General features: G+C 56.8%; 23 protein-coding genes. 18 read left to right on the forward strand and 5 right to left on the reverse strand.

The window, feature by feature from the left end:
• Positions 1-293: 293 nt before the first annotated feature.
• Together BR04_RS09570 and BR04_RS09575 are read left to right on the forward strand one after the other, a co-directional pair.
• Positions 294-1,679: an ATP-binding protein gene (locus tag BR04_RS09570; protein WP_496355779.1), complete on the forward strand. Its 1,386-nt coding sequence runs from the start codon at positions 294-296 to the stop codon at positions 1,677-1,679.
• A gap of 65 nt (positions 1,680-1,744) precedes the next feature.
• A complete protein-coding gene (locus BR04_RS09575; protein WP_496355780.1) occupies positions 1,745-2,389 on the forward strand; it encodes a diacylglycerol/polyprenol kinase family protein in 645 nt (214 codons plus the stop codon).
• A gap of 80 nt (positions 2,390-2,469) precedes the next feature.
• On the opposite strand, the gene BR04_RS09580 is transcribed toward BR04_RS09575, so the two are convergent.
• On the reverse strand, positions 2,470-3,633 hold the full coding sequence (locus BR04_RS09580) for an SO_0444 family Cu/Zn efflux transporter (RefSeq protein ID WP_496355781.1): 1,164 nt from the start codon (positions 3,631-3,633) through the stop codon (positions 2,470-2,472).
• A gap of 191 nt (positions 3,634-3,824) precedes the next feature.
• Positions 3,825-4,184 (reverse strand): ArsR/SmtB family transcription factor, encoded by a 360-nt coding sequence (locus tag BR04_RS09585; RefSeq protein ID WP_496355782.1) that lies wholly within the window; start codon positions 4,182-4,184, stop codon positions 3,825-3,827.
• 315 nt (positions 4,185-4,499) lie between these two features.
• Between BR04_RS09585 and BR04_RS09590 the strand changes: the two genes are divergently transcribed.
• The 6 genes from BR04_RS09590 (at position 4,500) to BR04_RS09615 (ending at position 9,565) form a co-directional block, all read left to right on the forward strand.
• Positions 4,500-5,462 carry an HDOD domain-containing protein gene (locus BR04_RS09590; RefSeq protein ID WP_496355783.1) on the forward strand — a complete coding sequence of 321 codons (963 nt, stop codon included), beginning with the start codon at positions 4,500-4,502 and terminating at the stop codon, positions 5,460-5,462.
• A 17-nt stretch (positions 5,463-5,479) separates the two neighbouring features.
• Positions 5,480-6,121 (forward strand): RibD family protein, encoded by a 642-nt coding sequence (locus tag BR04_RS09595; protein WP_496355784.1) that lies wholly within the window; start codon positions 5,480-5,482, stop codon positions 6,119-6,121.
• 20 nt (positions 6,122-6,141) lie between these two features.
• Entirely contained in the window at positions 6,142-6,888 is a 747-nt protein-coding gene (locus tag BR04_RS09600; RefSeq protein WP_496355785.1) for a hypothetical protein, read from the forward strand.
• Between the two features lie 41 nt (positions 6,889-6,929).
• Positions 6,930-7,298: a virulence RhuM family protein gene (locus tag BR04_RS09605; RefSeq protein ID WP_496355786.1), complete on the forward strand. Its 369-nt coding sequence runs from the start codon at positions 6,930-6,932 to the stop codon at positions 7,296-7,298.
• A 7-nt stretch (positions 7,299-7,305) separates the two neighbouring features.
• The gene (locus BR04_RS09610; RefSeq protein WP_496355787.1) at positions 7,306-8,346 is read left to right on the forward strand and encodes a Fic family protein; all 1,041 of its coding nucleotides are present in this window, start codon (positions 7,306-7,308) and stop codon (positions 8,344-8,346) included.
• Between the two features lie 64 nt (positions 8,347-8,410).
• Positions 8,411-9,565 carry a hypothetical protein gene (locus BR04_RS09615; protein ID WP_496355788.1) on the forward strand — a complete coding sequence of 385 codons (1,155 nt, stop codon included), beginning with the start codon at positions 8,411-8,413 and terminating at the stop codon, positions 9,563-9,565.
• A 28-nt stretch (positions 9,566-9,593) separates the two neighbouring features.
• Here BR04_RS09615 and BR04_RS09620 read toward each other — a convergent pair whose 3' ends face one another.
• The gene (locus tag BR04_RS09620; RefSeq protein ID WP_496355789.1) at positions 9,594-10,220 is read right to left on the reverse strand and encodes a LolA family protein; all 627 of its coding nucleotides are present in this window, start codon (positions 10,218-10,220) and stop codon (positions 9,594-9,596) included.
• Complete coding sequence (locus tag BR04_RS09625) at positions 10,217-10,708, reverse strand: SRPBCC family protein (protein ID WP_496355790.1); 492 nt, start codon at positions 10,706-10,708, stop codon at positions 10,217-10,219. The genes BR04_RS09620 and BR04_RS09625 overlap by 4 nt, the downstream gene beginning before the upstream one ends.
• Positions 10,709-11,168: 460 nt before the next feature.
• Here BR04_RS09625 and BR04_RS09630 point away from each other — a divergent pair, with 460 nt between their 5' ends.
• From BR04_RS09630 to BR04_RS09675, 10 genes are all read left to right on the forward strand, one after another.
• Complete coding sequence (locus BR04_RS09630) at positions 11,169-12,023, forward strand: glycosyltransferase family 2 protein (RefSeq protein WP_496355791.1); 855 nt, start codon at positions 11,169-11,171, stop codon at positions 12,021-12,023.
• A complete protein-coding gene (locus BR04_RS09635) occupies positions 12,020-12,910 on the forward strand; it encodes a GTP cyclohydrolase, FolE2/MptA family (RefSeq protein ID WP_496355792.1) in 891 nt (296 codons plus the stop codon). The genes BR04_RS09630 and BR04_RS09635 overlap by 4 nt, the downstream gene beginning before the upstream one ends.
• A gap of 18 nt (positions 12,911-12,928) precedes the next feature.
• Positions 12,929-13,849 carry a metal ABC transporter substrate-binding protein gene (locus BR04_RS09640; RefSeq protein ID WP_496355793.1) on the forward strand — a complete coding sequence of 307 codons (921 nt, stop codon included), beginning with the start codon at positions 12,929-12,931 and terminating at the stop codon, positions 13,847-13,849.
• A 13-nt stretch (positions 13,850-13,862) separates the two neighbouring features.
• The gene (locus tag BR04_RS09645) at positions 13,863-14,342 is read left to right on the forward strand and encodes a flagellar basal body-associated FliL family protein (protein WP_496355794.1); all 480 of its coding nucleotides are present in this window, start codon (positions 13,863-13,865) and stop codon (positions 14,340-14,342) included.
• Positions 14,332-15,111, forward strand: coding sequence for a metal ABC transporter ATP-binding protein (locus tag BR04_RS09650; RefSeq protein ID WP_496355795.1), 780 nt, complete (start codon positions 14,332-14,334; stop codon positions 15,109-15,111). Before BR04_RS09645 ends, BR04_RS09650 begins: the two co-directional genes overlap by 11 nt.
• Positions 15,108-16,658, forward strand: a complete 1,551-nt coding sequence (locus tag BR04_RS09655) for a metal ABC transporter permease (protein WP_496355796.1) — start codon at positions 15,108-15,110, stop codon at positions 16,656-16,658. Before BR04_RS09650 ends, BR04_RS09655 begins: the two co-directional genes overlap by 4 nt.
• 39 nt (positions 16,659-16,697) lie before the next feature.
• Complete coding sequence (locus BR04_RS09660; protein ID WP_496355797.1) at positions 16,698-17,453, forward strand: PP2C family protein-serine/threonine phosphatase; 756 nt, start codon at positions 16,698-16,700, stop codon at positions 17,451-17,453.
• 20 nt (positions 17,454-17,473) lie between these two features.
• A complete protein-coding gene (locus tag BR04_RS09665; protein WP_496355798.1) occupies positions 17,474-18,760 on the forward strand; it encodes an ATP-binding protein in 1,287 nt (428 codons plus the stop codon).
• Positions 18,757-19,875, forward strand: a complete 1,119-nt coding sequence (hisC, locus tag BR04_RS09670; RefSeq protein WP_496355799.1) for a histidinol-phosphate transaminase — start codon at positions 18,757-18,759, stop codon at positions 19,873-19,875. The genes BR04_RS09665 and hisC overlap by 4 nt, the downstream gene beginning before the upstream one ends.
• 61 nt (positions 19,876-19,936) lie before the next feature.
• On the forward strand, positions 19,937-20,419 hold the full coding sequence (locus BR04_RS09675; protein WP_496355800.1) for a GNAT family N-acetyltransferase: 483 nt from the start codon (positions 19,937-19,939) through the stop codon (positions 20,417-20,419).
• A 66-nt stretch (positions 20,420-20,485) separates the two neighbouring features.
• On the opposite strand, the gene BR04_RS09680 is transcribed toward BR04_RS09675, so the two are convergent.
• Positions 20,486-21,292: a phosphate/phosphite/phosphonate ABC transporter substrate-binding protein gene (locus BR04_RS09680; protein ID WP_496355801.1), complete on the reverse strand. Its 807-nt coding sequence runs from the start codon at positions 21,290-21,292 to the stop codon at positions 20,486-20,488.
• Positions 21,293-21,312 lie beyond the last annotated feature (20 nt).

Below are 21,312 nucleotides of genomic sequence, written 5' to 3' on the forward strand. Positions count from 1 at the left end.
AAAACAGTATGGTGGCGCAGAGTGAGTCTTCAGCTATGATTCCCATGCTCCAGCGTTCGAACGCTGTACCGGGTGCTCCTGCGCCCAAGGCCGTCCTCATCAGACATTCCTTTTCAGAAAGACCGGCATCCCCGAAGCGCTGCGATGATACAGGCCAAAACATGGAACGCATCCGGTTTCCGGATGCCATGCAGGCGTTTGGGCCATGACAGTGCTCCGTGGGTTCAAGACGCTGAAACGTCTTGAAAGGCATTCCCACGCCCTGAATTCCCTGACACCCGAGGAGCCCCTCTGTGTACATCACCAACAAGGACATCCCCGACATCCCGAAAACGGAATCCAATTTTACCAGACTGTTCGTCCGTTTTTATCTTTCCATCTTTGTCACGGTGATGGTCACCGCCCTGGGCCTGCAACATGGATTCAACAGCCTGCTGGAAATCCTCAAAAAAGATACCATCACCGCCTATTATCAGGATCTGGTAAGGGGGGCCTATCACATGATGGAACAGGATTTTCTCAGCCGGCCAGAGGATTCCTGGCACGCCCATCTGGAAAGCCTCCAGCCTTTCTTCGGGTACCCCATTGCCCTTAACACACCGGACAGCCTGAGTCTCACCCCCGAAGAACGGGAACAACTCCTTGCCGGAGAAATTCTGGTTCAGGAAGAAGGGGAACGCTACCACATGAAACTCCGGGGTAGCGAGACGGTACTCACCATGGGAAAATTTCCGGATCCGGATTTCGGTGTCTCCCTGAACGTCCTGGTCTGGCTCGCCTTTGCCCTTGGCTTTGGCATCATGACCCTGGCCTGGACTTTCCCCTACGCCATCAAGCTCACAAAAATCAACCATGCCGTTCTGGCCTTTGGTACTGGCGAACTCAACTCCAGGGTCAACATCCCCAAAACCTCATCCCTGGCTCCCATGGCCATGGCCTTCAATGCCATGGCCGACAAAATCACCCGGCTCATTGCATCCCACAGGGAACTGATCCATGCCATTTCCCATGAGCTCCGCACTCCGGCAGCACGGATCCGCTTCGGGCTGGAGATGCTTTGCACGGCAGGATCGGAAGAAGACCGGCTGCGCTACAGCGAGGGGATGCTCAAGGATGTGGATGAAATGGAAAGGCTGCTCTCGGAACTGCTCACCTATGCCCGCTTCAGCAGCACCGCCCCCGCACTTCAGATGCAGGAAGGGGAGCCTGCGCCCTGGCTGGCAAAAATCATAAAGGACTTTCAGGCCATGCACCCGGATCTTTCCGTGGATGCGGATCTGGAACAGGGAAAAAAGGCCCTGTTTGAACCCTTTTACCTGGCGCGGGCCGTGGGCAATCTTCTGGAAAATGCCGCCCGCTATGGAGACAGCACCGTAGGGATTCATCTTGCCTTTAACGAAAAAACCTGCTGTATCCACATTGACGATGATGGCGAGGGAATTCCTTCTGAACACCAGGAAAAAATCTTTGAACCCTTTGTACGGCTGGATCCCAGCCGAAACAAAAAAACCGGAGGCCATGGCCTGGGGCTGGCCATTGTCCGCAACATCATTGAAGGCCATGGCGGAGAAGTTCACGTCCGCTCCTCCCCCATGGGAGGGGCCCGCTTTACCCTGCGCTGGCCATGCTGTGCCGTCCCCCCTGCGGAAAAAGGGACTCCGTCAAAATCAGCTCCGTGAAAATTCGCCTGAAACCTTTGGGTAACAAGCAGAATCCCGACAACCTCCACAGACAGGAAACGCCCATGCCGCTGACCAGGGAAGAAATCAACCGAAAGCTGCTGCACCTCATTGCCCTTGCCATGCCCCTTGGCATTTTTTATCTGCCCCGCTTCCTTCCCATGCCCTCCCTCCTCCCGGCCCTGATCCTCGGCCTGCTTTTCGGAGGCAGCCTTGCGGTGGAAATGCTGCGTTTCCGGTATCCGCAACTGAACGCCCTCTTTTCCCGGCTGTTCGGTGCCCTCCTTCGTCCCAAAGAATCCCGCAGCATCACAGGTTCCACCTACATCCTCGGGGGGGCTTTTCTCTGCGCCCTTTTCTTTCCCCAAAGACCGGATATTGCCTTCATCGTTCTCTTTATCTTCATTCTGGGAGACGCCGCAGCAGCACTTGTGGGGATTTCCATGGGAAAAATCCGCTTTCTCGGAAAATCCCTTGAAGGTTCCCTGGCCTGCTTTGCCACCGCCCTTCTTCTCCTTGTACTGGTATTTCCCCTCTTTCCCCATGTGCTGGATTTCTGGGGTGGCCGTCTTCCCCTGAAGGTTGCTTTCCCGACAGCCCTTGCCGTCACCCTTCTGGAACTGATCCCCATCCCCCTTCCCTGGGGAGGCAGGGCCAATGACAACCTCATCGCACCGGTACTGACGGGTCTGCTGCTCTCCTTCCTCTAAAAAAAAAACGGATGGGAGGCAGAAAACTTTCTCCCCCCCATCCGAAACCCGCACCTTCAGAACACCGGCCCTGAAATTTTTCAATGGCAATGCCCGCAGCCGCAGGTACTCTCCCGGTGCTGGAAACGCAGCCAGAGTTCTTCCACAAGTTTCCAGGCAAAAAGCCCCAGCAGCACAAGGGCGCAGGTCACCGCAAAATACCCGCTGCTGTCTTCGGATACCTCCGTATGCCAGCCTTCAAACCCGCCCGTCATCCCGTAAAACCCGTCCGCAACCATCCCCATGCCCAGAGCACAGATCATGATACCCGCCACATAAACCGCTGTCATACGCCGCCCCAGAATCCGGGCGATCACCGTCAGGGAAGCGGCATTGGTGGCAGGCCCGGCCAGAAGAAATACCAGAGCGGCTCCGGGGTTCAGTCCCTTGAGAACCAGAGCCGCCGCAATGGGTGTGGATGCCGTGGCACAGACATAGAGGGGAACGGAAATCACCAGCATGGCCAGCATGGCCAGAACAGGATGCCCCAGCCAGAGGGAAACCATCTCCGGTGTCACAAAAACGGAAATCCCACCGGCAATGAGCACCCCGACCATGAACCACAGGGCGATATCCTTGAAAAGATCCCCAAAGGCAAAGGCCATTCCCGAACGGACACGCTGGAAAAAAGAAAGCTTTTCGGAGCGGACGCCGCAGTTGCAGGCCCCCTTGCAGGAAACGGACGGTTCCATCCCCTCTGCTGCCATGTGCAGGGGGCTGAGTTTTAAGTCGGGCTGCCCTGCCCCCTGCTTCCCGGCGGATGTCAGGGCTTCTTTAGTCCCGGCCTTCCCTTCCCGATCCAGCATCTGCACCATTCCACCCGTCACCATGGCGGTGATAAAGGCGGACAGGGGACGGATAAGCGCCATGAAAGGATCCAGAAGTGCCCAGGTCACGGCAATGGAATCCACCCCCGTTTCCGGAGTGGAAATGAGAAAGGCTGTGGTCGGCCCCTTTCCCGCTCCCTGCTGCCGCAGTCCCGCAGCCGCAGGCAGTACCCCGCAGCTGCACAACGGCATGGGAACTCCCAGAGCCGACGCCTTGAACAGCCCCATGAAGGATCGCCCTCCAAGGTGCCTTGCCACAAGGGTATCGGGTAAAAAAGCCTTAAGCAGCCCTGCTACAAAAAAACCCAGAAGCATGTAAGGGGCTGATGCCACCAGAACATGCCAGCTTGCCATGACAATGGCAGGTATCCAATCCATCTTGCTCTCCCTGAAATCCGTTTGAAGGGGAATCCGAACACTACAGATGAACATATGAAAAAATATTCATATGTTCAAGACAAAAAAAACCTCTCCCTGAAATACCTGCCCGGACGGGGGTTCCCCCCCCTGCATCCCGCCAAAAGCCCCGCCAGCCTCCTGATCGGGATCTCCCCTCGCCCTGTCAGGACTCATTCCAGCACATGATCCCCCGCCTGCCTTAAAAGGCCCACAATATGGGCATCTTCCAGACTGTACACCACATTTTTCCCCTCTTTCCTGAACTTCACGATACGGGCGGCACGCAGCACCCTCAGCTGATGGGAAACGGCGGAAGAACTCATGCCAAGGAGTTCGGCAAGATGAAAAACACAGAGATCGGAAATCCTCAGGGCCTCCAGGATCTTCACCCTGCCCGGATCGCCCATGGCCTTGAACAGCTCGGCCATGCGCTCCAAGGTTCCATCGGAAGCCATCTGCAAGGAGACATACCGTACATTCTCCCCATGCTCACAGCTCTCTCCGCAGATATGCTGCTGCTCTTTTTCCATGGGACAGCCATCCTTCTGAAAAGGGTTTCCCGCAGCGGTTTTCTACAAAAATGCAGCCCATCCTGTGACAGCACGGCGTATCCCAGGGGGCTGCCAGCCAGAAGCACCGCCGAAGTCCCCGATTTTCTAGCACAGATCCCGATGCAACGCCATGGAACACGCAGCCCAAAAATTTTTCCACCTTCTGCCATCCTCGGCCTTTGATACTGGTCAAGTCCTGCCATATGGGCTATATTTTTGCGTCCGAAAATGCCCTTCCCGGCATCTGTACCAAGATCTGCCAGGAATCACCCCAGACTGGAGGTATCCCTTCCCGTGGACATCCAATGCCCCGCATGTCAGAAACACTACAGCCTGCCGCCGGACAGCCCTGAAAAATCCTCCGGGTTCCGGCAGATTCCCTGCCCTGCCTGCGGAGAAAAGATCCCCCTGTTTCCGGAAACACATCCTTACATGAGCAAGGAAAAACTGATCAGGGATGCCGGAGCCCTGCCCCCCATGCCGGAAATCCTTGTCCGTGCCAAAGCCATTATCGACTCTCCCTATGCGGACATCCGGGATCTGGCAAAAATCCTGGAAAAAGACCAGGCCATGACCGCAAGGCTTCTGAAACTGGCCAACTCCGCCTATTATGGTCTCCGCCATCCTGTGGAGTCCGCCCACAAAGCCTGCCTTGTTCTGGGAGAGCAGACCCTCTTGCAGATGATCACCCTGGTCAGCACATCGAGACTTTTTTCCAACAGCCTGGAAGGCTATGATCTGGATGCACCGACGGTCTTTTCCCATGCCCTCTTTGTGGCCATTGTCGCCAGAAAAATATGCAGCCTGCGATACCGGGAACTGGAAATCAGTGCCTTTTCCGCAGGGCTGCTCCACGATGCCGGTATGCTGATCCTGGATCCCCACATCCAGAAAAGAAAAGAAGCCTATCAGCAGCTGCGATCCCAGGGGCTGTCCCAGCATCAGGCAGAAAAACAGCTCATGGGCTTTGACCATGGTGAAATCGGACATGACTTCTGCCTGAACTGGAAGGTTCCCCAGGATCAGGCCCTTGCCATCCACTGGCACCATGAACCGGAAAAAGCCCAAAGTACCCTGGCCCATGTCCTCCATGCCGCAGATCACCTTGCCTGGCAGGATCCGGATCGCCTGCCCAGCGAGACCATCAGCGCCCTGAGCTTCGACCGTATCGGACTTTCCGATGAGGAACTGCACGCCCTCCGTAACGATGCCTGGCAGGATGTGGCCGATATTGTTTCGGATATCCTTATCTCCTGAGGCGGGAAAGAAGACCTATGCCGATTTGCCGTCTCATCGCCGCCATGACCCTCTGCGGACAGATCGGCCCCCTCTCCTTTTCCAGCCCGGAGGACAGGCGGCATCTGGAAGCCTGGCGGGACAAAACCGATGCCAGCCTCATGGGGGCCGGTACCCTCCGGGATGCCGATCCTGAAATGCGCGGCTCCCATGGTGTGCTGCGGGAAAACCGCATCCGGGCCTTTGTCTCCGCCTCCGGCCACATCCCCGTGGAAAACCGGCGCATTTTTCTGCACGGCCCCCCGCCCCTTATCTTTACCCCTCAGGACAACGTCGCCTCTCTGCAACGACGCCTGGAAAACCGTGCCGGGGTGCAGGCCGCTTCCACCCTGAACGGAATGCTGGATCTGCGGGATGTGCTGCACAGTCTCCGGAAAAAAGGGGCAGAAACCCTGCTGCTTGAGGGCGGCGGGGGACTCAATTACCAGGCCCTGAAACAGGGCATTGTGGATGAACTCCTCCTGACCCTCTGCCCGAAAATCCTCGGCAGCTCCCAGGCCGTTCCCCTTGTCCACGGCCCTTGCGGACTTTTTGAAAAGACCTCCTGGCAGCTGCTGGAATACAGGGCAGGCCGCCATGGGGAAGTCTTTCTGCACTATCAGCGCAGACCTTCCGAATAAGCTCTGAAAGGAAAGCCTCCATGCCCAAGCCCCTTGCCATCCTCTTTTCCGGCGGCAGCGATTCCCTGGCCCTCTACGCCATGGCCCTCTACGGCAGCCACAGGGACATTCCCAAGGCTTCCGCAGTACACCTCATCACCCTGCTCAACGGTATGTCCCGCTTCCCCCATTTCACGGAAAACCGCTTTCAGACAGCCCGCGAACTTCTCGAAAAACAGAGTCCCCTTCCCCTGCCCCCCACTATCCGTGTGGAGCTGGACTGTGGCCGCCTCTTCCAGGAACTCTGGCTGGATCGCTACGAAATCCTGATGCCGCGCTACGGGGGGAAAAACCTCGTATGTGTAGCCTGCAAGCTTGCCATGCACACAAAAACCCTCCTCTACTGTCTGGAACATACGATCCCCCACATGGTGGCGGGCTACACCCTCAAGCAATCCTTCTATCCGGAGCAGACCCCGGCCTTCATGGCGCGTATGCAGGCTTTCAGTGAAAGCTTTGGCGTGAAAACCGCCTTTCCTGTGTATGAGGACTTCTCAGACACCGCCATTTCCAGGCATTTTCTCGAAGATCATGGCCTGCCTTCCAGCGGCGGCGGTGAACGCAAATGCCTTTTCTCCCAGACCCGCACAACAGCAACGGAAGAGGATACGGGAGCATATCTGGATGCCCTTCTGCCCCTTGTATCGGACTACATCCGGAAACGGCGGGAAGGCGATGTGACGGGAGCGGCACGGGTGTTTTCCGGGATGGATGCGGAAAAGGGGTAAGTCCTTTTCTCAGAATGTCAGAACCCAGGGAAATCGAAACCATGCAAGACGATCCCAAAAAAGGTGAAATCCTTCTGTACCAGTACGAGGACGGGCGTATCAAGCTGGACGTGCGTCTCGAACGGGAAACCTTGTGGATGACCCAGGGAGACATGGCGCAGCTTTTTCAATGCTCTACAGACAATATTTCCCTGCATCTGAAAAACATCTTCGAGGAGGGGGAACTCGACCCGGTTTCAACTACCGAGGATTTCTCGGTAGTTCGCCAGGAGGGGGCAAGACAGGTTTCGCGCAAGCTGACCCACTACAATCTGGATGTTGTCATTGCAGCTGGTTACCGTGTCAAAAGTCTGATCGCCACCCGCTTCCGCATCTGGGCCACCCAAAAGAAGATGAAAAAATATCTGTGAGAACGGTATGATAAAATCCCCCTACCAGCCCCCCTACTCCCTCACCCCCGAAATCCTGAACCGGGTTGCCCTGATCTGTGAGACCACAGGGCGACTGACCGTACTCACGGATCAGGCCAAAGCCCTGCGCCTGCGCCGTATCCAGCGCATCCGCACCATACACGGTTCTCTGGCCATTGAAGGCAACACCCTGAGTGAAGCCCAGATAACGGCCATCCTTGACGGCAGGCGGGTCATCGCCCCGCCCCGCGAGGTTCAGGAGGTGAAAAACGCCCTGGCTGCCTACGACCGCTTTCCTACCTGGCATCCGGAAACGGAAAAGGATCTTCTGGAGGCACACGGCATCCTCATGTCCGGACTTATGGACGAGGCCGGGATGTACAGAAGCAGCGGAGCAGGCGTAATGGCGGGGGATACCCTGGTACACATGGCTCCTCCTGCGGAACGGGTACCCCGGCTCATGGCCGACCTCTTTTTCTGGCTGAAGGCAGGTCATACCCACCCCCTCATTGCCAGTTCCGTTTTTCACTATGAATTCGAATTTATCCACCCCTTTACCGACGGTAACGGACGCATGGGAAGACTCTGGCAAAGCCTGATTCTGGCCCGCTGGAACCCCCTGTTTGCGGATCTTCCCGTGGAAAGTCTCGTGTACGCCCACCAGGCCGCCTATTATGAAGCCCTTCAGGAAAGCACCTATAAAACCGATTCCGCCCCCTTCATCACCTTCATGCTGACCATGATTCAGGAAGCTCTAACCGACACCACCCCCCAAGTCAGCCCCCAGGTCAGCCCCCAGGTCAGCCCCCAAGTCAGCCCCCAGATCGCGGATCTTCTCCGGGCACTCGATCACGAGATGGGCAGGGATATCCTTCAGAAAATCCTCGGCCTTCAGGATCGGAAATCTTTCAGGGAGCGCTACCTGAAACCGGCCCTTACGGACGGGCTGATTGAAATGACCCTTCCCCACAAGCCCAACAGTCGCCTGCAACAGTACAGACTGACGGAAAAAGGCCGACAGTGGCGAATGGAAGATGGCAGACTATAGGAAGAAGACCGCTCCCTTTTCCGGCAATGGCTGTCAATGACCCCAAAAATACGGAGACAATCCCTTGAGCGAATACCAGTATTACGAATTTCTGGCCATGGATCAGTCCCTCACCTCTCAGCAAATGGAAGAACTCCGGCGAATTTCCAGCCGCGCCCGCATCACGGCTGTGAGCTTTGTCAACGAATACAACTGGAGTGCTCTCAAGGCTGACCCCAAAGATCTCATGGAACATTACTTTGATGCCCATATATATCTTACCAACTGGGGAACCATGGTTTTTATGCTGAAACTCCCCGCCGAAGGCATCAAAGCGGAAGATCTTGAAGCCTTTGCCGTCCATGACTGTCTTGAAATGGAAAAACTTCCGGAGCACTGGCTGCTCACCTGGTCTTTCACGGAAGAAGAGGATTACGACTTCTTTCAGAGTATTGAAGGGGAAAACTGGATGGCGCTGCTGGCTCCCATCCGGGAAGAGCTTCTGCGGGGGGATCTGCGTTCCCTGTATATCGGCTGGCTGCGGGGTGTATATCTTGAGGATGCGGAAGATACGGATACCGAACCCATGGCGCTGCGGGGGCTGGGGCAGCTCACCCCGGCCCAGCAGGCTCTGACCGATTTTCTGAATCTTGAGGAAGATCTTGTCAACGCAGCGGGTATGGGCGTTCCGCCCCTCACAGAAAGCCATGGAGACGAAAAACCACTGGAAGACTGGCTCAACACCCTATCTGAAAAGAAAATGCGGGAATACCTTCGGCTTCTTCTCTGTGATCAGGGCGCAAAGGTGGAACGGACGCTGAAACAGACCTACAGGGCCTGGATCTCCCAATCCAGACCCCAGGAGAAACCCTTGTCTCCCCGACCCCTGAAAGAAATTTTAAAACGCCTTGAGGAGGCAAAACAGATTCGACTGGAGGCAGAAGCCCGGAAGAAAAAGGAAAAGGCCAACCAGGAAAGAAAAAAACGGGATGCCTTCCTCGAAAACCTTGCCAAAGATTATTCAAAGGTATGGGACTCCGCCCATAAAGAAGCCAAAAAAGGATATGCCAGCGCCTATGATCTGGCCTGCCAGCATCTCCTGGATCTGAAGGAGGCCTATGCCAGCCAGAAACGGACGGAGGATTTTGAAAAAAAGCTGGAGACCTTCCGGGCAGAACATGGAAGACGCAAGGCCCTCATGGAAAGACTGATCCTGAAAAAGATTCTGAAGATCGGTTAAGGCCCAAAAAAACTTCCCGCCACAGGGTTCAGGGGGTAAACACAGCGGCGTCCAGAGGCACATCCACCGCGAGGTCACGCAGAAAAACCCTTTCCCTGTCACCGTTTCCAAACCTTTTTTCCACCTTCACAGGCAGGCCAAGCTCCGGGTGCACCCACACCCGATAGAGGATTTCCACGCCCTCCACCTCCACGCCCGGACAGAGCAGATCCTCCACCCTCTCCGGCTCCAGAAGGGTGACAGTTCCCTGATCCGCAATCGCTTTCACGGATCGGAGCAAAGAGCCGATATCGGATCTGTCCACCGTATGCCCCCTGGGATCTGTGATCAGCCTGTTTTCAGGGGAAAGGCGCAGGTGAAAAAAATCCGACGAAAAGGGCCGGAGGCTTACCCGCTTTTCCTCCGGATTGTAGATGAGGCGTGCCCCCCTGTGGGGTTCAAGAAAATCCATCCGGATAAAACCCGGTTTCTGGTAGGTGTAGAGAATACGGTTACGGCCGCCCTCCCCTTCTGAATCAAGAAGGGTGGTATAATTTGTCAGGGCCTCAAAACGGTTCAGCATACCGTCTATGGGCGATTGCCCCGCAACAGAAAAATCCGCAGCCCCAAGGAGGCAGAAAAAAAGAGTGCCCCAGACCCAGCCCAGATGTCTCATGCCCCTGCTCCATTTGCCAGGCAGCGCGTGAACCCCCGCATCCCTCTGGCCATGATCCGCTGATGATTCTCACTGAGGTAGCGTTTAAAAAACAGGGAAAAAAAGCTCATCCAGAAACGGTTTGTCCGGACATGCAGGGAAAAGAAACCACGGGTTCCCCAGGGACTGCCCTCTATGCGACAGATGCAGATCCCCTCAATGTCACCGCCAATGTCCGCCAGAATAAAGGTCTCCTGCCCCACGTCCCGGATCCTGGCATCCACATTCAGACAGTAAGGCAAAGCCCCCTTCCAGAGCGTCCTGTAGCATTTTCCAGCCATACCCGGAGGCAGGGCATCCTGAGAATCGGCAGAAAGCAGTCCTTCCCACCAGTCCGGCCAGTTTTCCACATGCACCATCCCCTTCCACACCGCTGCAAGGGGTGCATCAATCACCCATTCTTCCTCAAACACATAAAACCGTCGCCGATCCAGCCATAAACGCACCATACCCTGCCCCATGTCAAAAGGTTCATCCTCCGCACCATGAAACCCATGACATCATGGCAACCCGGCATCCTAACACGATGCCGCGCCCTGGAAAACACAGGTTTCTGACAAACCGGGATGAGCAGCATCAGGAATCCTGCTTCTTATCCCGTGCCCGTCCCGTTCAGAAGAATTCTTGCATTGCACTCTCCATGGGAAATGCGGTATTTACATCCCCATCACAACAGGCATTCCTGCGATCCGGAAACTCCGGGGACGACCAACAGAAATCTGCTTGCCGCCCTGCTTCAGCTGTCCTTCCCATGCTCCAGCGCTGGTCAGGGGTAGAATCCGGACAGGCATCAAATTTTAAAAACACATCCAGATTCCCCCTTAGTTCTCTCCGGACAGTCCCCCTCTCCCGGAGCCTCCCCTGCTCTCTTTCTCTTTAAAAAAACACCCAACCCAGGAAAGACAGCCCATGACCTCTCCAAATTTCCAGCCCCCCCTCAAGATCAGCTGCATCCTGCCCTCAAAAAACAGAAAAGACCTCCTGCCCACCGCCCTCCGAAGCATCCGGGAACAGCATCCCGATCCCGCCCTTTTCTGCACCCCTGAAATTCTGGTGGTGGATGACGGCTCTTCGGACGGTACGGCAGATCTTCTGACCCGTGACTTTCCCGAAGTGCGGATTCTCCGTACCGAAGGCATCGGCCCCGGCCCGGCCCGCAATGCAGGCGCAGGGGCAGCGGAGAGCGAGATCCTCTTTTTCCTCGATTCCGATGACCTCTGGCGACCGGATCACGTAAAACGCCTTGCCCCCTGCTTTCTCAAAGGCGCAGGCTTTGCGTGCAGCCGGGCCTACAACCACAACAGGGTGGACGGAAAGGATTTCACCATTCCGGATACGGATGTGGATCTGGGACAGAACACCCTGGCCCGTCTGAAGCAATGGTGCGACATGGTGCCCTCGGCCCTGGCGGTTCGCAGAGACCTCTTTTTTGAGGCAGGGGGATTTCCTGACCTGGGGTGGGGTGAAGACTGGATTTTTTTCCTTGAACTCTCGGCCCGCTCCGACCTATGCTTCATTCCTGAAATCACGGTGGAGCGCACCCTTCACGGCCAGAGCCTCTGTGCGGACAGCCACATCTCCCTGCGCATCCTCTCCATGCTGGATGCCGTGGCCCGCAAGCTTGAAACCCTTCCCGGTGCAGGGCCGGAGGATCAGGCCCATATCCGGTTCCTGAAAACCCTTACTTCTGAAAAAGGCGACCCATGGAAAAGCATCCAGGACTTCTATACTGCTGCCAAAGAAGCGGGGCAGATGGCCCCATGATCTGCGACGAAGACCATATCCGTGTGCTGGCCACCTGCACGGACATCCCCGAAGAGGCTCCGGACTTCAGGCTGCCCATCGACGGCGTGGGCATTGGCAACAAAACCGTCTGGGTGCGGCTTCAGAGCGGACTCACCCCCTTTAACGCCGACATCCGGGTAAACCTGCCCGGACGGGTCAAGGGCATCCACATGTCCCGCATTGAGGCCGTCATCAGCGCCCTTCTGGAAAAGGAGTTCGCGGATATCGGAGATTACACCCTGGCCCTGGCCGAAGGCGTGCTGGAAACCCAGGAGGGCGATCAGGCCGAAGTCCACCTCTGGGGCAAGCTCCCCATCCTCCAGAAGACCCCGGCCAGCCGGAAAATTTCCGTGGACACCCTGGACGTTTCCGCCAAAGCCAAGGCTTCGGCTTCAGGCACCGGAACCCAGAATTCCGTCCGGATTTCCGCAGGGGTTCACCACATCACCGCCTGCCCCTGCACCCAGGCCTACAACCGGGTGCTCTTTGAAACGGACACGGAGATGCCCCTCATCACCCATTCCCAGCGCTCCTTCACCCGGCTTGCCATGGAACGCAGCGGCAGCACCCCCTCCTTTTCCGAGCTCTTTGACTGCCTCAACGCCAGCCTGCACGTAACCTCGGATCTCCTGAAACGCACGGACGAGGCCGAGGTGGTGCTCAAAGCCCATACCCGACCCCAGTTTGCCGAAGACACCACCCGCGAGACGGCCCGTCAGGTGGGGCTGCGCTTCCGGGATCGCCTTCCGGCCAGCACCCTTGTGGATATCCAGTCGAACAGCCTGGAAAGCATCCACACCCATGATGTCATCGCCGCCATTCAGACAAGCCTTGGAGAAATTATCGCCGTGCTGGATGAAACCTGAAAAACAAGGACGGTGTCCATGTCTGTTTTTTCAAAAAAAAGGCTGTTTTTCCTTTTTATCCTCAGCCTTTTTGCCATCACCGCCCATGCCGAAGGCCCCCGCCGCATGGTGGCCTCCACCACCCAGATTGCGGACTTTGCCAAAAACATCACCGGCGACCGCTGGGAGGTTCTCTCCATCCTGGCACCGGGGGCCGATCCCCACACCTACACGCCCACACCAAGAGATGCGGAGCGCGTGGCCCAGGCGGATCTCATTTTGCAAAACGGTCTGATGCTGGAAGGCAAAAACTGGATGGCCACCCTGGCCAGAGCCTCCGGCAAACCCCTTGTCACCTGCACGGAGGGCATCCCCCCCCTGGAAATCTCCGAAAACGGAGACACCATGGCCGATCCCCATGCCTGGTTTTCTCCCAAAAATGCCGCCGTCTATGTACGCAATATCCTGAGCGCCCTTTCCACAGCCGACCCCGAAGGTGATCCTGGATACCGGGCCAGGGCGGATCTCTATCTGCAACAGCTCCGGGTACTGGATGCCTGGATACGGGCCCAGGTGGCCCGGATTCCTGAGGAAGGGCGGCTCCTTGTCACAAGCCACGATGCCTTCAACTATTTCTGCCGGGAATACCGTTTCAATCCTCAGAACAGCTACTTAAGCCTCGCCCCTGTGGGCTGGTCCACGGGCGCTGAGGTGGGGGCGGGCAGCACGCCGGAAAGACTCCGTCAGGTGATGGAGAGCATCCGGGCCATGGGAGCCAGGGCCATTTTTGTGGAAACCAGTGTCAATCCGAGGCAGATCCGGGAAATCGCAGCCCAGACGGGCATCCGCGTGGGCGGCACCCTCTATTCCGATGCCATGGGGCCTCCGGGCAGTGCCGGGGAAAGCTATATCGGCATGATGCGGGAAAACACCCTCACCATCGTGGACGCCCTGCGTTAAGAAAGGGAACAGCGTGAACCGTTTTCTGCTCATCCTTCTGGTCTGGATCTTCACGGCGGGCTGCGGCTGGTTTGTCCTCTCCGGTTCCCCCCCCGCCCCGGTGCCCCGGACAGATCTGAACCCTGCACCGGCTTTTCGCACTCTTCGCCTTGAAATCACAAGCAGTTTTGATATGGCAGCCGACCCCTTTACCCTGAATCCTTCCCAGGATTCAGGCTTACAGATCTATGAAAACGGTGTACTGCGAAAAAGCCTCTCCGAACTGAAGGCCGAAGACACCCCCCTTTTCCTTGAAAGCCGGATCGCTGCGGCCTCGGTGGAATACAGGATACGGGCCTCTGCCGGTGAGTCCCCCCTGCGGCCCCAGGCCCTGCGGGTGCGGGTGTTTGAAAATGGCCTTCTGCGGCAGGATCTTTCCCAATGGAGCCAGGACGGCCTTATCGATCTCCAGTTTCACCATTCCTCCGAAAGCGAGGCCGAGCATGGTTTCTGACACACCCGCCATCCGCACCCGCCACCTCACCGTCAGCTACAACCTCCGTCCGGCCCTTCTGGATGTGAGCCTCAACATCCCTGAGGGGGCTCTGGTAGGGGTTCTTGGCCCCAACGGTGCCGGAAAATCCACCTTCATCAAGGCTCTCATGGGCTTTGTGAAAAAGGATGTCGGCTCCGTGGAAATTCTCGGCCTGCCTTCGGAAAAAGCAAAGGGCCGTGTGGCCTATGTCCCCCAGCGCAGCAGTGTGGACTGGGATTTTCCCATCACCGTGGAAGAAGTGGCCCTCATGGGCCGCTATGGCAGCATCCCCTGGTACCGCAACCCCGGCAAAAAAGACCGGGATGCCGCCGCAAAAGCCCTTCAGGCCGTGCGCATGGAAGCCTTTTCCACACGGCAGATCGGAGCCCTTTCCGGCGGTCAGCAGCAGCGGGTGTTCATGGCCAGAGCCCTCTGTCAGGGAGCGCGGATTCTCCTCCTTGACGAGCCCTTTGCCGGTGTGGATGCGGTGACGGAAAGGGCCATTCTGGATGTTTTGCGGGAGGCGCGGCAACAGGGCCTCACCCTGGTGGTGGTGCACCACGATCTGGCCACAGCGCCGGACTATTTCGACCACATCGCCCTCATCAAACAGCGCCTTGTGGCCTTTGGCCCGCCGGAAGAGGTGCTCACCGAAGCCCTGCTCTCTGAAGTCTATGAGGGACAGATGCAGGGCTTTGCCCGCATACGGAAAGCCCCGGAAGGAACCCTCCAGAAGGAAAGCCCATGATGCCCTTTGCCGCCGATACCCTGTCCGGCCCCCTGGCCCAGCCCTTTTTCATCAAGGCCCTCATCGCATCCATTCTTGTGGCCTTGGTCTGCGGAGTGACGGGCTGCCTTGTGATTTTACGAAAAATGAGCTTTCTCGGGGATGCCATCTCCCATGCCATGATCGCAGGGGTGGCCGCAGGCTACCTCGCCATGAAGCTGGTTTTCGGTGTGGAAGCCCACGCCCCTGCCATGCTCTTCGGTGCCCTCATTGCCGCTGTCCTCACCGTGGGACTCATCCATTTTGTCTCTTCCGTATCCCGCATCAAGGAAGACACGGCCATCGGCATCATGTACACCGGCGTTTTCGCCTTAGGCGTTGTCATGGTTTCCCTTTTCCGGGAGTACATCCACATCGACCTCATGCATTTCATCATGGGCGATGTGCTGGCCATCTCCGATGGGGATATCCTCCTTGCCGCCCTGGTCTCTGCCGGGGTGCTGACCCTCATCCTGCTTTTTTTCCGGCATTTTCAGGCCGCGGCCTTTGATCCGGTAATGGCTGCGGCCATCGGCATTCCCGTAGGGCTTGTCCATGGGGCCCTTACCCTCTGCGTCAGCCTTGTGGTGGTGGTGGGTGTGGGGATGGTGGGGGTGATTCTTGTGGTGGGACTGCTCATCACACCTGCGGCCACGGCCTACCTGCTCACGGACAGGCTGGATCGCATGATGCTGCTCTCAGCCCTCTTTGCCGCAAGCGGTGCGGTCTGCGGGCTCTTTCTCGCCTATGCCCTGGATGTGGCGGGCGGCGGAGCCATCATGCTCTTTCTCACCTTCCAGTTTGTGCTGGTGCTCATGGTGGCCCCACAGCACGGCATCCTCACCCGCTATGTCCAAAAACTCCGTCATCTGCCCGAGGACATCACCGAGGACATTCTCGCAGATATCTTTCGAAAAGACCCTGGGGGGATTGCTCCGGCAAAACTTCTGGATACGGCGGGTTCCAGGGTGCGCCTGGGCCAGGCATTGCGTCTTCTGGAAGAAAAAGATCTCATCCGTCAGGATCCTGGCAGTGTGCGGCTTACGGAAAAGGGACGCAAAGCCGCCTTAAGCATCCGCCGTTCCCACAGGATCTGGGAATCCTACCTTGCCCACGCAGGCCTGGATGAAGAACAGATCCATCCCAAGGCCCATGAGCTGGAACACCTGAAAGACCCGGAAACCCTCAGAAGGCTGGACGATCTTCTGGGCCACCCCATGACCGATCCCCACGGCAGTGAAATTCCTCAGGATCCCTGCCTCCATCAGCCCGGAACCCTTTTCAGTGCCAGCCTCCTCAGGCCCGGACAGAAAGCCATTCTGCGGGAAGTTCCCCCCTCCCTTGCCCATCAGCTCCGGATCGGGGAAACCCTCCTCCTCAGCTCCAGAGACGCGGCCGGAGAACTCTGGACTTTCCACTCCGGGGAGGGTAAAACGCTGCCCCTGAACCATGATCTGGCCGACAGCCTGATGGTGGAAATGGACACAGCCACCTGTCAGGAAACCTTTATAAAAGAAGATGCTGTTTAAAGAGGATGAAAACCCTACCCCCGGTCAGGAAAACGGCCCATGATCCAGTTCGCTTCAGGAAAAAGTATCGGTAAACGTCCGGAACAGCAGGACAGTCTGGCCTGCATGATACGACACGATGGCTTCCAGCTCCACCTTATTGCAGACGGCATGGGAGGGGAAAAGGGAGGGCGTCTGGCCAGCCAGACTGCTATCCGGGTTTTTCTCGAATACGTTAAAAGCCAGCCCGACATCACAGACCCGAAACAGATGCTGCTTCAGGCCCTTGAAAAAGCCAACAGGGCCCTCTGCACCATTTTGCAGGAACAGGCCCACCTCATGGGCATGGGAACCACCTTCATCGGGCTGCTGATTCATGAAGCCACCGGAGCTTTCAGCTTTATCAGTGTGGGGGACAGCCCCCTGTACCGCTTCCATTCGGAGATACTGGAACGCATCAATGCCAATCACTCCTATATGGAAGAACTGAAAAGAATGGCCAGCGATGGCCGGATGCACTGGGGAGAAATCAAAACACATCCCGCCCGCCACCAGATCACCAGTGCGGTGACAGGCGGCGATATTGATGACATTGATCTCCGTTCCGGAAACCTTGAAGCGGACGACTTCCTGCTTCTTGCCACAGATGGTATCCAGACCCTCAGTGACCGCCGGAAAGGCGATATTGCCGCCCTCATCCGGCAGGAGGGCCATGATCTGGAAAACACCGTCCGCCTTATCCTTCAGACCATACAGACCAGAGACCTGCCCGACCAGGATAACGCGGCCCTGATTCTGCTGCGATACAGAGCCTGAAAACCCCATACGGAGTCCCCATGAACAGCATCCCCAACCTTCACACCCAGGCCGGAACCCGACATCTTCCTGAAGTCATGGCCTTTATCGCATCCCGGAGTCTGGATCACTCCCTTTCCTCCAGAATCTGTCAGAAGATGCAGCTTGCCGCCGAAGAAGTCCTTGCTGCCCTGCCCCAGGGAACCGGTGTCTCCATACAGCTTGAGGAAAGGGCAGACCGTGTCACCCTGGCTCTGGTCTGTCCGCATCAGGGGATGGATCTTGCCGCCTTCAACCTCGCCTGGCGACCGGATCTGGAAAGGGATGCCTCCGGTCTGGGGCTGGCTCTGGCAAGCCGCTGGGTGGATGTTTTTTCCCTGGAAAAGGATACGGGGGGACGGCTGCACCTTCTCTTTTCCGTGGAAAAGGTCTTTGACCAGCCCGTCCCCCTTCCGCCTCCCCTTGCGGATCACCGTTTCTACCGCCTCATCCGGCCCACACCGGAAACCATGGCGGCCTGCGGACAGCGGCTTTTTCATCACATCAAAGGCCTCGGCCCGGATGCAAAAACCTTTCATCCGGCAAGGCTTGCCGCCCTGACGGCAAAGGGGCTGCTCTTCGGAGCCCTGGCGGAAACAGAATCCGGTGAGGTGGCAGGAGCCGCCTTCTGCATCCCTGAAACCGGCCGCCTTCTCCGGGGCTATGGCCCCTTTGTGTTCACGACAAGGGAAAGGAAACGCATGGCAGAGGACCTGGCCTGCCACTGTTTTGAACGGGTGGGCCGCAAACCCTTTTCCGGTGTGCTGACAAGAATTTTTGATGAAGACTGCTTTCCCGAAAAATACTATATCCCTGCGGGAGGCCATGCCCGACCCGGCACAAAAACGGCCTGGCATTTTCCCCTTTCCGATGATGCGGGCGGCCTTCTCTATTATACGACCGACATCGCCGCCTTCATTGACACCGCCGTAACCCGGCAGGATCTTCCCAGAAAAAAAATCCTGATGGAAAACCCCCTTTGTGAAGCCAGAGGCCCCAGCGTCTTTTCAAGCTCCCTCAACAGAAAAGAAAAAAAATGCCGCATGCGCCTTCTTATGGCCGGAGAAGACATGGAAGCCAACCTTGAAGCCCACTTAAGCTGGCTCCGGGAGGAAGGGGTCTTTTTGTGTGACATGCATCTTGATCTTGCAAGGGCAGAAGAGGCCTCTCTCCTGCCCCTCCTCTCCCGGAAAGGCTTTTCTCCCGCCCTGCTTCTTCCCGGAGGCGGCAGCCTCGGGGATCTTCTCCTTCTCGAAGCCCGGATGGGGCAGGAAGGAGAACTCGTATGAAAACGCATCCCTCCATGCTGGTGCCTGAATTCATACGGGAGATTGATCCCTATATCCCCTCCAGACCCGATTCCTATCTCATGGCGGCCTACGGTATTCCCGTTCTCCATCGCCTCAACAACAATGAAAACCCCTTCGGCCCGCCCCCTGCGGCCATGGAAGCCATCAAGGCTCTCAACCCAAAAGACATGGCCATCTATCCCAGCGGTGACGCCTTTGACCTGCGCTGCCACATGGCCGAAAAACTGGGCATTTCCCCGGATCAGATCCTTTGCGGCAACGGGGCCAACGAGATTATCCAGTTTGTCATTTCCGCCTACTGCGAGGCAGGCGACAACATCATCACCGCAGACAAAACTTTTGCCGTGTATGAGTGGGTGGCGGAATTTTCCGGTGTGGAAGCACGGCTCACGCCCATGAAAGATCACGGCTTTGACCCGGAGGCCCTGCTGGCCTTCATGGATGAACGCACCAAGATTTTTTTCATCTGCAATCCCAACAACCCCACAGGCACCTTCTGGGACAAAGAAACGCTGCAAAAATTTCTGGAGGCGGTGGATGGCCGGGCCATGGTGGTGGTGGACGAGGCCTACTGCGAATTTGTGGACGATGAAAGCTTCCCGGATGCCCTCACCCTTCTGAATGAGCATCCGAATCTTCTCATCTTCCGGACTTTTTCCAAGATGTATGGCCTTGCAGGCCTGCGCATCGGATACCTCATCGGCCAGCAAGACCCGGTCTTTGACATCTGCCGCACCCGCATCGTGTATTCCATCAACAGTGCGGCCCAGAAAGCGGCCATGGCCGCCTTTGGTGACCAGGAACACATCGCAAGAACAAGGCTCATGGTAAAAGAATCCAAGGACTGGCTGAAAAGCAGACTGGAGGGGATGGGGCTTTTTGTCATTGCAGGGGAAGGCAACTATCTGATTGCAGGCCTGCCCTTCAACGATCAGCTGGCCTACCGCAAACTGATCCGCAAAGGCTATATGGTGCGCACCATGACGGGCTTCCGCTATCCCAACCACATCCGCATCACCTTAAGGGAAAAACCCCTCATGGAAGGCTTTGCCGCGGCACTGGAAGAGGTGCTGAAAGAAAAGGGATACCTTTAAGAACCCGGCCTGGGTCAGACCGTCCGTGCCGCCTGAAAAAAAAATTTCATGGAGAAAAAACGTGCAGATCCGAGACATGACAAAAGAAGATTTTGAAATCTTCTGGCCCGTATTTCAGAAAATACTCAAGGATCGGGAAACCTACGCCCTGAACCCGGATATGGACATGGAAGAGGCCCATACCCTCTGGTGTACCCTGCCTCTGGCCAGCTATGTGGCTGCGGAAGGGGAAGAAATCCTTGGCACCTATTACCTCAAGCCCAACGCAGCAGGTCCCGGCTCCCATATCTGCAACTGCGGCTACATGGTGGCACCTCAGGCAAGGGGGAAGGGCGTTGCCAGAGCTCTCTGCCTCCATTCCCAGGAGATGGCCAGGGCAAAAGGATTCCGGGGGATGCAGTTCAATGCGGTGGTTTCTTCCAACGAGGTGGCCGTCAGACTGTGGCTGAAACTGGGCTACAGCATCCTGGGAACCGTTCCCGGGGGCTACCGTCATCCTGTGCTGGGATATGTGGATACCTTCATCATGTTCAAGAATCTCTGAGGGCAGAGAACCGCAGGTGAGTCCCTGGGCCTGCCCTCAGATCCTTTGAAGGTTGTGCTGACTTGATCATCGGATTCCGTCAAAATCGGCATCTGCCGCAGGGTGCCAGCGCAGGATGTGCAAACTTTGAAGTACGGGGTCACCCGGCTCCAGAGCGAGAAGCGCTTTCCTTATGGTCTGTTTTGCAGTGTCTGGCAGATCCCTGCGGACAGAAAGGCAGTAATTGGGAATCCACTCTCCTTCAGCAAGCACCCTTATACGGCCTGGCGGAATGTAGGTATTGGCCATATCCAGAGCGGATTCCCGAATAAAACCGGCGTCCGCATCACCGATATGGACGGAAAAAATAACGTTTTCCTGTGTATTGTCCGTAACCTCAATAATCCGACAGTCTTTTTCCGGATCCATCCCTGCCTTCCTGAGTGTCAGACTGGGAGAAAGGTAACCGCCTGCGGAAGTCCGTCCGACGATGCTGATCCGTTTTCCCTTCAGATCCGCGAGGTTTTGAATGGGGCTGTCCGCCGTAGTGATAATCAGCCCACGGAACCGCGTACCTCCGATGGCATCCTCTGCAATGACCAGAGCTTCATGGACATGGGAAATCCGGATATAAACGGAAGGATTCTGATAGCCCAGGGCAATGTCTCCGGATAAAGCCCGGTTTTCATAGTCACCGTAGTTCCTGTGAATCGCCGTACGGATGTCCATGCCAGTCTGGGCTGACAGATAGCCTGCGAGGGGCGTGATCCGTTTCAGCACCTCTTCAGGCGCGTGAAGGGGCAGCATGGCCATCTGATAGGTTTCCGCCCCTGCGGGCTGAAACGGAGTAAAAAGCAGCTGTACAAAGACGATGAATGGTAAAAAATGTCTCATCTTGGTTGTCTTCCTCCCTG

This window comes from Desulfobotulus sapovorans DSM 2055, from assembly GCF_059569355.1.